This is a genomic window from Bacillus sp. SJZ110 (assembly GCF_006715455.1).
In the GTDB taxonomy this organism is placed as follows: Bacteria; Bacillota; Bacilli; order Bacillales; family Bacillaceae; genus Bacillus; species Bacillus subtilis.
In genome coordinates, this window is record NZ_VFNF01000001.1 from 403131 (window position 1) to 416347 (window position 13217).

Genomic DNA, 13217 nt, shown 5'->3' on the forward strand with positions numbered 1-13217 from the left:
CAGCATCCTCCCATCGAACTTTCTTGCAATTCCGCTCCCCAACCTTACAATGCTGTCACATTCACGAGGGTGTCACTTGAAAACACGATGGTCATCACAGTGCCAGCCCCTTCTTTTGATTCCGCATACAGCTTATGGCCGAGACGGCTGCACACCTGTTTTGCCAAATAAAGGCCCATTCCAGTTGCCTCTTTCATGGTTCGTCCGTTTTCTCCGGTAAAAAACGCGTCAAAAATCCGCGGCAGATCCTGCGGCGGTATGCCGATTCCTTCGTCGGCAACCGACAATCGCGTCTCATGTCCCTGCGTTTCAATCCGGATTGTAATAGGGTCTCCCACACCTTGCTTGGAATATTTTAAGGCGTTGAAAAGGATTTGCTCAACAACAAAGGAAAGCCACTTTTGATCACTGGAAATCTGAACGGCATTTGGCGGCACATGTAATGTTGGAAAAAGGCGCCGCTTGATAAACTGACGTTTTTCCTGATTGATCAGTGAACGAACCATTTCTGCCAAATCAAAGGTTTGCGGTTTTACATCAAATGCAAATTCCTCCAGCCGAGCCGTTTGCAGCATCATATCAAGACCGTGGCGAAATCTCTCATTCTCATCCTCTAGCTCCTCTAAAAACGTCGGAAAAGAGGATGAGGTTCCGTTTTTTCCTTCCTGAATCATTAAGGATATGACGGATACCGGTGTTTTCATATGGTGGACCCATTGGTTGGTGAAGGTATAATGCTGTTTTTGCTGATTGATATATTGTGAGAGCCTGCTTTCGTATTGCTGCCCGAGTGCGTTGATCATTTTCGTCCAAAGCGCTTGCTCTCCTGTTCTTGGCTTTCGGGCTTTCAAAGACTGTCCGATGTCATTCGAAGAAGAGGCTTGTTCTGCAAGCTTTTTAACATATGTAAGAAAGGAAAATTGCCGAACATAATCAATAGCAAAACCTGCGGCTAAAAGAGTACCGGGCAAAATCCAGATGTACATCATATTTTCTTTGGAAGGTTCTGCGCCGCTCTCTACAATGCTTAAATACGCAATCAGCATGGCGGACCCTATCCCTAATAATGAAAATAGAATAATGGCTAAGCGGTCGGTGAGATAAGTCTTTAACACTCCGCTTCATCCTTCCGATTGACTTGAAATTGATAGCCTTGTCCTCTGATTGTGGAAATGCAATCTTTCAGTCCTGCATTCTCCAGTTTTCTCCGCAGCCGGTTGACATTGACCGTTAACGTATTGTCATCGACAAAATCAACGTCATCCCATAACGCCTCCAATAGTTCATCACGAGAGACAATTTTTTTATGCTCCCTCACAAAAATCGAGAGAAGCTGGAATTCTTTTTGGGAAAACAAAATCCGGACGCTGTTCCACTCCGCTTCATGTTGATCAGGATAAATCGATAGCCCGCCAAGCTCCACTATTCTTGATTCCTGCGGCAAAGAGGGCGAGTATTCACCATATGTGCGGCGCAGGACGCTTTTGATTTTGGCCATCACTACCTCTAGATGGAATGGCTTTGTGATATAATCATCGCCGCCATTTTCAATCGCCATTACCTGATTCAGCTCATCGGTCCGTGCCGATATAAAGATAATCGGCGCATTGGAAATGGTACGGATTTGCCTGCACCAATAAAACCCGTCAAAAAAAGGCAGGTTGATATCAAGCAGCACAAGATCAGGCTTCATTTCTGCAAATTCCAATTTTATATCATTCAGCTGTACAGCAATTTTCACTTCATATCCGTATTTTTGAAGATGACCGCCTAGCAAAGAAGCAATCCGCTCATCATCTTCCACAAGCAAAATCCGATACACGTTGATCCCCCTTATATGTACATCACGATGATTTTTCTAGAAGATTCCAAAATTATTATAGCATGTGCGGAATAGTAAATCGGTCTTTTTCTTTTCGTTATGATAGAATGATAAAGGTAAAAATTTCATAATAGGCAGGTGTCGTGATGAAGAAAATCATGCTGTTTCTGGCAATTACGTCAATTCTTTCAGCATGTCAGCCCAACTATACCGGGAAATACATAGAAATTGGGGATACACTAACTGACTATACCAAAGAGTGCTTTAAAGAGAATGAAATTCCTTATAAATATGAAAAGGGAAAACTGTATATCCCAGAAGACGCATTTGATACAGCAATCTACACTTGTTCATAAGAAAAAGCTTGCAGATAACCTGCAAGCTTTTCACGTTACAAAAAATGAGTATTTAATTTCTCTTCAAATTCTGAAGGGCCAATGTCACTTTTTTGAATGTCACTGCCGTTTTCATGAATCGTAAAATGGCGCTCTGACATGACCATCCTTCCGCTCGGTGTCAGCTTTGAGGCAAGCGGGGATTTGTTAAAAGGAGATTTTTCATGAGAGTGAATGATGTCCTTCATGTTATCTAAATCACCGAGATCACTCTCTTCAAGAGTAAAGGCGTACCCGATTTGCCAGCCTTCTCCCTTGTCCATCAGAAGAACATGGCTGCCCTTTTCTGTCTCTTCTTTTTTGATTCGGAATGACCCGACTGGTGACTGTACCGTTTCTCCGGAAAGCGGTATCGGCTGGAGCGCCAGGTTGATGCCGAAGCCGATATCAACGAGGTAATCGCCATTTTCCGCAGACAGCCATACAGCAGCATGCGTCCCTTCTAGTGCCCATCCCTCTTGATCGCCTGCATAAACCGTTCCTCGAATGAGCTTCACATGAAACCCAGCCTCACGCAAGACAAAATAAAGAAAACCATTTAAATCGTAGCATAGGCCGCCGTGCTGATCTTTGAGCAGACGTCGCCATAGCTCTTCTTTTGTGATCTTATAATTCTCTTTTGCAAGTACGGCACGGTTTTCGAATGGAAAACGGTATGCCATTGCTTTGAGAAAAAGGGGAAGATCGCCGAAGCTGACATGATCTTTCTCCCAGCCAATTTTCTGAAAGCAGTCTTTTAGAAAGTCACTCATTTTTATCACCTAAACTTCTTCTTGAACGTAAGCAGCCAGCTTCTCCAGCGCCTCTTGTTCATCTTCTCCCTGGGCAATCAAGGTAACCTCAGTGCCTGTGCTTACCGCAAGGCTCATCAGCCCCATGATGCTTTTGGCGTTTACTTTTTTCCCATCCTTCTCAAGAAACACATCTGACGTAAACCGGTTTGCTTCTTGTACAAACAAAGCAGCAGGACGTGCTTGCAGTCCTGTCTTTAATCGAACTTCCACTTTCTGTTGAACCATAAAATCTCCCCTTTTCTTTACGGTTATTTTAAAGTGACGGTTTGCCCTGTCCGCAGCTGTTCTGCGATTTCGTCAAGTTTTCTCAGCCTGTGATTGATCCCTGATTTGCTGATTTTCCCGCTTGCTACCATTTCCCCCAGCTCTTTCAGCGTCACTTCCTGATAATCAATCCGCAGCTGCGCAATTTCCCGAAGTTTTTCAGGCAGCGCCTCCAGGCCGATTCTTTCATCGATGTATTTAATATTTTCCACCTGTCTCAGCGATGCGCCGATTGTTTTGTTTAAGTTGGCTGTTTCACAATTGACGAGGCGGTTGACCGAATTTCTCATGTCCCGGACGATTCTGACATCCTCAAATCGCAGAAGCGAATTGTGAGCGCCAATTACGTTCAGAAACTCTGTAATCTTTTCAGCCTCTTTTAAATAGGTAATGTAGCCTTTTTTCCGTTCAAGCGTTTTGCTGTTTAACTGAAACTCATTTAACAGGTCACATAATGAATCGTTATGCTCCTTATAAAGAGAGAAGATTTCTAAATGATACGAGGAGGTTTCCGGGTTATTGACCGAACCTCCTGCCAAAAATGCTCCTCTCATATAAGAACGCTTGCAGCATCTCTTTTTGACCAGCTCTTTCGAAATACTTCGTTCAAACACAAAATTCTCCCCGAGTATTTTTAAATCCTCTAAGATCGCTTTTGCATTTTCTGAAAAACGCACAATATAGACGTTATTCTTTTTCAGCCGCATTTTCTTTCTGACCAGCAGCTCGACCGACACATCATATTGTTTTTTCAGCAATGTATAGATGCGGCGGGCAATCGCCGCGTTTTCGGTTTGAACATCGAGTACGAGATGGCGGTTTGTAAATGATAAAGCTCCATTCATCCGAATGAGTGCAGACAGCTCGGCATTAATGCAGCAGTCCTTCACTTCCAGATTCGTTAATTCTTTTTTTGTTTCTGATGCAAATGACATATAGCCACCTCATTTCAAGGCTTCATTCTTTCAGTAAATCAACAAGAAGAGAGGCCACTTTATGTGTATCGTGACGTATTACGTCATTTTTATACGTTACAATTTGATCTCTGATGACTTCAAGCCCCATCGCTTTCAGCTCTTCGATATCAAAATCAACAGGACGCGCCGATTCCATTTCGTACTTACGTTTTATTTCGTCGGGAATGTCTTCACTGTTCACTAATATCGTATCAATAAAACCGCAGCCCATATGCTGATTGAGGGCTTTCACATGATCAGCAGCGGTGTAATGGAGCGTTTCGCCGGGCTGAGTCATCACGTTGCAAATGTATACTTTTTTCGCCGGCGCCTTTATCACTTCTTCCCCGATTTTTGGGACGAGCAAATTGGGAAGAATGCTTGTATAGAGGCTTCCCGGGCCGATAATAATCAAATCCGCTTCCCTGATCACGTCTATTGTTTCCGGCAGCGGATCAATCTGTTCAGGCGTGAGAAAAACACGCTTAATGCGCTGTCCGTATTCTGGGATCGTTGACTCGCCTGAGACCACGCGGCCGTCTTCCATCTCAGCATGCAAAACAACACTGGCATTGGCAGCCGGCAAAACCTTTCCTCTTACATTCAGCACCTTGCTCATTTCAGTGACAGCGTGAAAAAAATCACCGGTTATATTTGTCATCGCTGCCAAAATCAAATTCCCGAGAGAATGGCCTGTTAAGTCATTCCCTTTATTGAAGCGGTGCTGAAAAAGATCTTCAACAAGCGGCTCCACATCGGATAAAGCGGCAAGCACATTTCTGATGTCTCCGGGAGGCGGAATTTTCAGTTCATTCCGCAGACGGCCAGAGCTTCCCCCATCATCGGCAACTGTTACAATGGCCGTGATGTCAACAGGTTTATGCTTTAAGCCCCGAAGCAATACAGAAAGACCTGTACCGCCGCCAAAGATTGCAATTTTCGGCTTATGTCCCATCTTATTTCCGGCTTCTCTTTTCAATGTCCCGGTGAGTAACATGAGTATAGTAATCCTTTTTGAAATAATCAGCTAAATTCTCGGCTAATGTCACAGAGCGGTGCTGGCCCCCTGTGCAGCCGATCGCAATGACAACCTGGCTTTTTCCTTCTCTTTTATAAGATGGAAGCATAAAGCTCAGCAGATCAATTAATTTCTCATTGAACTTTTGTGTTTCATTCCACTTCATGACGTAAGAGGAAACCTCTTTATCCTTGCCAGTCAGCGGCCGCATACTTTCGATATAGTACGGATTCGGCAAAAATCTGACATCAAAGACGAGATCTGCATCAATTGGAATACCGTATTTAAAACCAAATGACATGACATTCACGGTAAATGTCTCTCCTTGGTTTGTCGCAAAGTGCTTCACGATTTTTTCACGCAAATCACGCGGCTTCATGTCAGACGTATCGTAAATGATTTGAGAGCGGCCTTTTAATTCCTCAAGCAGCTCTCGTTCCAGCGCGATGCCTTCAAGCGGCAGGCCAGTCGCTGCCAGCGGATGCGAGCGTCTCGTCTCTTTATATCTTGTGACGAGAATGGAATCCTTCGCGTCCAGGAATAAAATTCGCGGTGTGATCCACGGATTTTCGGCCATTTCATCCAGCGCTTCAATCAGCCGGTCAAAAAATTCGCGACCGCGCAAATCCATCACGAGCGCAACTTTGCTCATTTTCGAATTTGATTCCTTCATCAGCTCTAAAAACTTCGGAAGCAATGAAGGCGGAAGATTATCGACGCAGAAATAGCCGAGATCTTCAAAGCTTTGGATCGCGACAGTTTTCCCCGCTCCCGACATTCCGGTTATAATGACAAGCTGAATATCATGTGATTCACTAACACTCATCTTTCTCCCCCCTGACTTGTCTTTCTATTTGATGTGCTGCGGGTCTAAACGATAACTGAGCAGCTCAAATTCCGGTGTATACGTAAATGTGCCGTGCAGCAGCCCTTGTCCCTTCATCATAAAATCAAGGATATGGCCGTCTCCAGGGGCCATAGGCAGGTTCTGAATGTCATTGACATCGTGCCACTGCAGTTTGCCTTCCTCTGATTCTGATACATTTTGTCCTGTATATGAATCAGCGACAAACGTAAACATCATCCACTCGGAGACAATGTGGTCACCGTCTTTAATAATAAAGGTAAAAACGCCTTTTAATTGAGGATTTATGATATAGATACCAGTCTCTTCTCTGTACTCTCTGATGACGGAGTCTCTGACTGATTCTCCGCTCTCCATCTTGCCTCCCGGCGCGACCCACCATCCGCGTCTCGGCTTTTGAAGCAGAAGAACTTTGTCATCCGTCTGAAGCACACAATTTGTCACTCTTTGCAAGTACGTCACCTAACCTTCGTCCTGTCATCGTCTCTTTATTATACCGCTTCAAGATGCCTCCCACAATGAAGAGACATTGACAATCTTTTCTTCTATTTTACAGCATATTCATTCCTTAATTCAGATGATTTTGCTGTAACTGGCATTCATCTTTTATTTATGGACAAAAAAAGGACACGGATAACTGGAGAATCCGTGCCAAAAAAGTGTATTCATTATAAAAAGGGGGTCAATTACTTTATTAATCATAACCGAAAAGCATTACACATGTGTTACAGCGGAATTAAAACCCAGTAACGTAATGTGAAACTCGTATGACAGCCCTTTTTATTTTAAAGTTTTCAGCGTTTCTTGGAGCTCTTCGACATAATGCTGTACGCTTTGTGCCGCAATACTTCCGTCTCCTGTAGCCGTTACGATTTGGCGCAGTGATTTTTCGCGGATGTCTCCGGCAGCGAAAATCCCTTCAACCTTCGTCTCCATGCGGTCGTTTGTTTCGATATAGCCTTCTTCATTCGTAATGCCCAGATTTTCAAACGGTTTAGACAGAGGAAGCATGCCAATGTAAATGAATACGCCGTCTGTTTTGAATTCACTTTCTTCACCGGTTACCGTATCGACAAGCGTTACGTTACCGACTTTGCCGTTTTCCTCATGAATTTCCTTCACGGTTTTGTTCCACAGGAAGTCAACTTTTTCATTATCAAATGCTCTCGCTTGAAGAATACTTTGAGCACGGAGTTTATCACGTCTGTGAACAATCGTTACTTTTGAAGCGAAACGAGTCAGATATACGCCTTCTTCAACCGCGGAATCTCCGCCGCCAACAACGACTAGTTCTTTGCCTTTAAAGAAAGCGCCGTCACATACTGCACAATAAGATACACCGCGTCCGCCCAATTCTTTTTCGCCAGGCACACCGATTTTTTTATATTCCGCACCAGCAGCAATGATGACAGCACGGGCTTTATATTCTTTTGAACCAGCTTTGACTACTTTGTACTCTTTGCCGTCAACGACTTCTTTAATATCGCCATAAGCGTATTCAGCGCCGAATTTTTTCGCGTGTTCAAACATTTTGTTAGAAAGCTCAGGCCCAAGGATACTTTCGAATCCAGGATAGTTTTCTACATCTTCCGTATTGGCCATTTGTCCGCCAGGAATTCCTCTTTCAATCATTAATGTCGATAAATTCGCTCTTGATGTGTATACAGCGGCCGTCATCCCAGCAGGGCCCGCGCCGATTATAATCACGTCATAAATTTTTTCTTCTGACACACTATTCACTCCTTAAACCATCTTTTCAAGTTTGGGCTCTTTCTTATAAGATAAGAATCCCCATCAAACGTATTCCTTACCCATATCCTATAAAATCTCATGGTGATACGCTATTTTTTTGCTCAACACGATTAAATGTATTCGAAAAGGGTATATGTTAATAAAGAAAGAGCCTTCTGTTTATAGAAGGCCCTTGTCATATTTATTATTGAACAACACGTCTTACAACGCCTTTAAATGCTTTTTTCCAGTAAGGATTGCTCATAGAGTCAACAGATACACCATGAGATGTATTGTCGTTTAGGAATGTACCGTTACCTAAGTAGATTCCTACGTGTCCATTCGTTTTATAAGTGTCAAAGAACACAAGGTCTCCGCGTTTCATTTCGGACGCGCTGACAGCTTGTCCTCTGCCAACTAACGTATCAGTTGTTGTTCCGCCGACAGGTCCAAGGTTAACACCTGCAGAAGCGTATGCCCAGCGTACGAATGATGAGCAGTCAAAAATACGGTTGTTGATATCAGACTGAGTGCGTCCGCCGCCAAACTTGTATGGAGATTGTCCTACAATGCTTGAACCAACGCTGATCGCGCCTTCAATTCCGCCGGAGTTGCTGATAACAGTGCCGCCTGAATTGCTGTTTGAGCCGCTGCTCTTCTTAGAAGATGAGCCGTTAGACGAGCTGTTTGATGAACCGTTAGAAGAATTGTCTGAAGAATCATCAGATGAGCTTGCTTTTGCTGATTCAGTTGTAGCCGTTTGGCTGTCATCTGTTTGTGTTTCATCAGATGCTTTTTGTGCTTCTTCCTGCTTTTTGATCAAAGCAGCCGCTGCTTCTTGTTCTTTTTTGATGCGTGCTTGTTCAGCTTCAGTATTTGCTTTTTGATTTGCAAGTTCAGACGCCTCTGATTTTAATTCAGAAATCGCTTTAGCCGTTTTCTTTTGGCTTGCTTTTGCTTCGTCGAAAAGCTTGTCTTTTTCATTAAGCTGTTTATCAAGGTCTTTTTGCATTGTTTCTAATTTAGCCAATGCAGCTTGAACTTCTTTCAGCTTGTCATTCAAATCCGCTTCAGAATCTTCGAGCTTCGCTTTATCCTGCTCTTGCTGTTTGATTAAATCTTTGTCTGCATCCACAATAGATGAAACCGCAGTCGCACGAGAGATAAAGTCACCAAAGCTTGTTGATCCTAGAAGAACATCTATGTATCCTTGAGATCCGCCGCTTTCCTGTAAAGAACGAACGCGTTTTTTCAGGATTTCATTGCGTTTTTCGATACGTGCTTCTGTTTCTTTAATCTCTTTTTTCAGTTTTTTGATTTCTTCTTTTGTTTTATCATTTTCTTCTTTTTTATCTTCGATCTTGTTACTTGTATCAAGCGCCTTAGCGTTAATGTCTTTCAGTTCTTTTTCAATCTTTGATTGATTTTCCTGAAGCTCAGTTAATTCTTTTTCCTTCGCTTCAATGCTGGAAGCAACCTCAGATTGCTTGCTTTCGATTTTTTGTTTCTTTTCATCTAATGTTTCCGCCGATGCAGTTTTACTTGTAAATGGGATCAAAAAACTGCTTGTCCCGATGACGGAAGCCAAACCAAGTGTAATTAAACTCTTTCTCACTTTTTATATCCTCCCTTTTACTGTGAACCTGTCCTCATTTGGAATCGTATTTTGAACATCAAGTTTCGTTCCTCATACTCTACGAGGAATGATGGTTGTTTATGGTTAATTATTCTGTGCATCTCTTATTCTGGTTGTATAGCGTTTATTTCACATCATATGTAAAAAACACTAATTCCTTATGTACGAGAATCATTATACCATCAAGTTTCGACAAATTAGCGATAAATTTTATTACATTTATGTTTCAAACAGATGTCAAGTCACACATCATTTGTCATTTTTCTTAAGCGTGTAAAAAAACTGTCGATATTATTTTCTTAATATAATCTATCAAACAAAAAAAGAGTCGATTAAATAAATCGACTCTTTAAAATTTACTATTCTAAAATATCATCAATATATTTCATATATTTCGTCAAAGTTGCCGGAGAGATGCCGAATCGGGCCGCTGTGTCTTTTTTCGTGTCTTGCTTGCCATGGGCTTCTTTCCAAATATAACAGATGGCTGCTGCCCAGCCTTTCTCATTTTTCAACGGAGCAGCTGCACGAATTTGCTGGATGACATGGAAAACCCAGCAGCTCATGACTTCTGTTTTCATCTCTTCTTTTTCAACTTGCTCTAATAGTTTGACCGTTTGATAGGCGAAAAGTGCATCCTCTGAAACGTCAGCAGCCGCAGAATTTCCATTCAGAAGCAGCTTTACAAAATGATTTTCAAAAGGAGCGGTGATTCTCTTTGAGCGTATCACCGCTTCAAGATGCTCTGTTTCTCCCTTTGTGCTGCTGATATAATAGGCTGCGAGACGCTGTTCCACAGATGAAGGAAGAGCTTCCCTCCGCTCAATCCAAGGCGCCGGGCGGTCTTCGCCGGGATATTGCGACTCGACTTTTCTCCAGATCGTCTCGGCAAAGTCGGTATGTCCCGTAAAATAAGCAGAGCATGAAAGCCAGTAAAAGAAGGTGTCGTCACCTTCAAAGCCGGTTTTATATAATGATTTGAGCCATTTATATCCGATCTCGTAGCGGCCGACAAGCGCCAAAGTAGCACCCAATTTATAACGCTGCTCCATTAGCATCGGATAGACATTGGAGAGCTGATCACTCAATTCCGCCACTTTTTCGTCTTCTCTTTCATAATAGTAGAAAACGAGAAGATTGCATAAGGCGTGAAGATTTCCTTCATTATGAGAAAGCACTTCATAAGCGGTTTGCTTCGCTTTTACCACGTTTCCTGAATAGAAATAGGCAAGCGCGAGATTGTTGTATGCTGACCAAAGCTCCGGATATTCAGCTGTGATTTCCTCAAGCGCCGCAACCGCTTCAGCAAGCTGGCCGCTTTCCAGCAATGACTTTGCCCGATCCTGTTTCACCAGCAGTTCATCCTGATCATACAACGAATCCTCAATGCCGTCGTCTCCTAAATCGAGCAAATCAAGCAGACTATCGTTTTCTTCGGCGAATTCACCATCCGGGTCCGCATCAGAATAAGCGGCCGCTTCTTTATAAGCTTCCTGGAAGAGCCCCAGATGGGCAAAGTTATTCGCTTTAAAGTAATGGCACTCCGGCATTTCGGCCTCCAGATTTGCCATGATATAGTCAAGAAGATCGTTCGACTCTTGATACTGGCCCATTTCCGAATAAATGACCGCAAGCTGTGAAAGCATCTCTGAATCCTCCGGCTCCAAATGAACCGCGCGCTGAATCAGTTTGCTTGCCCGTTTTAGATTGCGCTCTTTATACGCTTTCAAGCCTTTATGAAAAAAATATTGTCCATCTTGAAGCAGCTGGACAATTTGTGCGTGATTTTTATGTTCAGAAGTGTGTTTTCCCACAACTACCCTCCGTTTTATACAATATTACCGTCAGTAGTATACCATAAATCGTAAGCCCCTCAATAGTTCAAAAGGAAGGATTGGGAAAATCCCTCCTCTTTTTTATTGGCTGATTCGACCAAAATTTACCCAGCTTTGTTTTCTAAGTCCGCATTCATTTTCAGCTGCTGTTCAGCAAAATCCCGATAAAGACCATGGGAAGCCATTAACTCATGGTGTGTTCCACGACCGGTAATTTCCCCTTTTTCAACAAACAAAAGCTGGTCCGCATCTACAACGGTAGATAGGCGGTGAGCGATCACAATCGTTGTGCGGCCCTCCATCAGCACCTCAAGCGCCTGCTGAACTGATTTTTCAGATTGGCTGTCGAGACTTGAGGTCGCTTCATCGAGCATAAGAATGCTTGGGTTACGGAGAAGCGCTCTCGCAATTGCGATTCTCTGCCTTTGTCCGCCTGACAGCATAATGCCGCGTTCGCCTACTTCTGTATCAAACTGATTCGGCAGCTCCTTTATAAAATTGAGCGCATATGCCATCTCCGCGGCTTTTTCGATCTCAGCATCCGTCACATCTCGTTCTAACCCGTAGCAAATATTTTCTCTGATTGTCCCGGACATTAACGGGCTTTCCTGCGATACATACCCGATGTGCTCCCGCCACGATTCAAGCGAATAAGTATCAATCGGCTCGTCCCCCAGCCGAATGGCCCCTGCAGTCGGAGTATAAAAACGTTCAAGCAGCTTAAACAGCGTCGTTTTCCCCCCGCCGCTCGGACCGACAATCGCTGTGACTTTACCTGCTTCAATGACGGCGCTGACCTCTTTTAAGATCAGCTGATCAGGCTTATATCCAAAAGACACGCAATCAAGCTGGATAGGCAGATGTGCATTTTCAATTTGTTTTCCTGTCACTGTATCTTCCTCTTCCTCTGCTAAAATCTCAATCATTCGTTCTGTTGCACCGATTGATTTTTGCAGCTGTGTGAAAAACGTTGTAATCTGGCCCATCGGCATAATAATTTGAAATAAATATAAAATAAAAGCCACGAGCGCTCCGGCTGTGAGCTCGCCTGATGAGACCTGCATGCCGCCATATCCGATCACTGCGACAAGCGCTGCCATTAACACGAGTGAAATAAGCGGGCCGACAAGCGATTGAACCTTGGCTTCACGAACGCCAAGCTTAAATAATGAGGAAATCCCCATCTTCCCGCGCCCATATTCGACATCCTCCGCATTTGAAGCCTTAACAAGTCTAATTTCCGGGAGAATTTGATTCAGCAGTCCTGTAAAACGAGCCGTTTCATCTTGTGTTTCCCGTGAAATGGAGAACATTTTCCGTCCAATCGGCACCAAAATAAGAGCGGCCAGCGGAACAACCACTAACACAAGCAGTGTCAACTTCCAGTTCATAATAAACAAGATTGTCAATGATCCAATGACAGAAATGATGCCTGTAATAAATCCGCTGATATGGGTTGTAATCAATTCTTTGACCACCATCGTATCGTTCGTTACACGGCTGACTGTTTCTCCGGAAGCATTTGTATCAAAATAAGAGACAGGAAGCTTAATTAATTTCTTCCATAATAAATCCCGCAGCCCAGAGATGATTTTTTGTCCATTATAGTTAAGGGCATAGGTGGCATAAGCGCTTAAACCCGCCTGAACGAAAAACACCAGCGCGATCAACCCGATTTGCGTGCCTGACAGATTTGACATAGAAAAACCATCGACAAGCTGCTTTGTTAATAATGGAATGAGCAGGCTGACCAGTGTGGTTACAACACTGAGGGCAAGCGCAAAGGCGAGCTTTCCATAAGAAGGATTGGTCCGTCTTACTAAGGCAAAAAAGGGTTTCAATTTACTTTTAGATTTTTGTTTCTTGGTTGGCATATATTTTCCTCCTGTTTCAGCGTTCAG

The 13217-nt window shown here is 43.4% G+C and carries 13 protein-coding genes; 1 reads left to right on the top strand and 12 read right to left on the bottom strand.

Annotation, left to right across the window (positions count from 1 at the left end; translation table 11 throughout):
• Positions 1-44: 44 nt before the first annotated feature.
• A complete protein-coding gene (psdS, locus tag FB592_RS02035) occupies positions 45-1115 on the bottom strand; it encodes a two-component sensor histidine kinase PsdS (protein ID WP_049140409.1) in 1071 nt (356 codons plus the stop codon).
• Positions 1109-1822 (bottom strand): two-component system response regulator PsdR, encoded by a 714-nt coding sequence (gene psdR / locus FB592_RS02040; protein ID WP_128740758.1) that lies wholly within the window; start codon positions 1820-1822, stop codon positions 1109-1111. The genes psdS and psdR overlap by 7 nt, the downstream gene beginning before the upstream one ends.
• 146 nt (positions 1823-1968) lie before the next feature.
• Between psdR and FB592_RS02045 the strand changes: the two genes are divergently transcribed.
• Positions 1969-2178, top strand: coding sequence for a hypothetical protein (locus tag FB592_RS02045; protein WP_014665489.1), 210 nt, complete (start codon positions 1969-1971; stop codon positions 2176-2178).
• 35 nt (positions 2179-2213) lie between these two features.
• Here the strand turns inward: FB592_RS02045 and FB592_RS02050 are convergent, their stop codons facing one another.
• The 10 genes from FB592_RS02050 to bmrA all read right to left on the bottom strand — a co-directional run bounded on the left by FB592_RS02050 (position 2214) and on the right by bmrA (position 13190).
• Positions 2214-2978 (bottom strand): arylamine N-acetyltransferase family protein, encoded by a 765-nt coding sequence (locus FB592_RS02050; RefSeq protein WP_072557266.1) that lies wholly within the window; start codon positions 2976-2978, stop codon positions 2214-2216.
• Positions 2979-3236: an HPr family phosphocarrier protein gene (locus FB592_RS02055; protein WP_003219835.1), complete on the bottom strand. Its 258-nt coding sequence runs from the start codon at positions 3234-3236 to the stop codon at positions 2979-2981.
• A gap of 23 nt (positions 3237-3259) precedes the next feature.
• Positions 3260-4210: a DNA-binding protein WhiA gene (whiA, locus tag FB592_RS02060; protein ID WP_003243775.1), complete on the bottom strand. Its 951-nt coding sequence runs from the start codon at positions 4208-4210 to the stop codon at positions 3260-3262.
• A 22-nt stretch (positions 4211-4232) separates the two neighbouring features.
• Positions 4233-5186: a gluconeogenesis morphogenetic factor gene (gene mgfK / locus FB592_RS02065; RefSeq protein ID WP_049140423.1), complete on the bottom strand. Its 954-nt coding sequence runs from the start codon at positions 5184-5186 to the stop codon at positions 4233-4235.
• A 1-nt stretch (position 5187) separates the two neighbouring features.
• Positions 5188-6075, bottom strand: a complete 888-nt coding sequence (gene rapZ / locus FB592_RS02070) for an RNase adapter RapZ (protein ID WP_003243903.1) — start codon at positions 6073-6075, stop codon at positions 5188-5190.
• Between the two features lie 24 nt (positions 6076-6099).
• Positions 6100-6576 (bottom strand): 8-oxo-dGTP diphosphatase, encoded by a 477-nt coding sequence (locus FB592_RS02075; protein WP_010886622.1) that lies wholly within the window; start codon positions 6574-6576, stop codon positions 6100-6102.
• Between the two features lie 318 nt (positions 6577-6894).
• The gene (gene trxB / locus FB592_RS02080) at positions 6895-7845 is read right to left on the bottom strand and encodes a thioredoxin-disulfide reductase (RefSeq protein ID WP_003228139.1); all 951 of its coding nucleotides are present in this window, start codon (positions 7843-7845) and stop codon (positions 6895-6897) included.
• A gap of 205 nt (positions 7846-8050) precedes the next feature.
• Positions 8051-9460 carry a peptidoglycan DL-endopeptidase CwlO gene (gene cwlO, locus FB592_RS02085; RefSeq protein ID WP_124072687.1) on the bottom strand — a complete coding sequence of 470 codons (1410 nt, stop codon included), beginning with the start codon at positions 9458-9460 and terminating at the stop codon, positions 8051-8053.
• Positions 9461-9840: 380 nt separating this feature from the next.
• On the bottom strand, positions 9841-11295 hold the full coding sequence (locus FB592_RS02090; protein ID WP_141949221.1) for a tetratricopeptide repeat protein: 1455 nt from the start codon (positions 11293-11295) through the stop codon (positions 9841-9843).
• Between the two features lie 125 nt (positions 11296-11420).
• Positions 11421-13190: a multidrug resistance ABC transporter ATP-binding protein/permease BmrA gene (gene bmrA, locus FB592_RS02095; protein ID WP_141949222.1), complete on the bottom strand. Its 1770-nt coding sequence runs from the start codon at positions 13188-13190 to the stop codon at positions 11421-11423.
• Between the last annotated feature and the right edge of the window lie 27 nt (positions 13191-13217).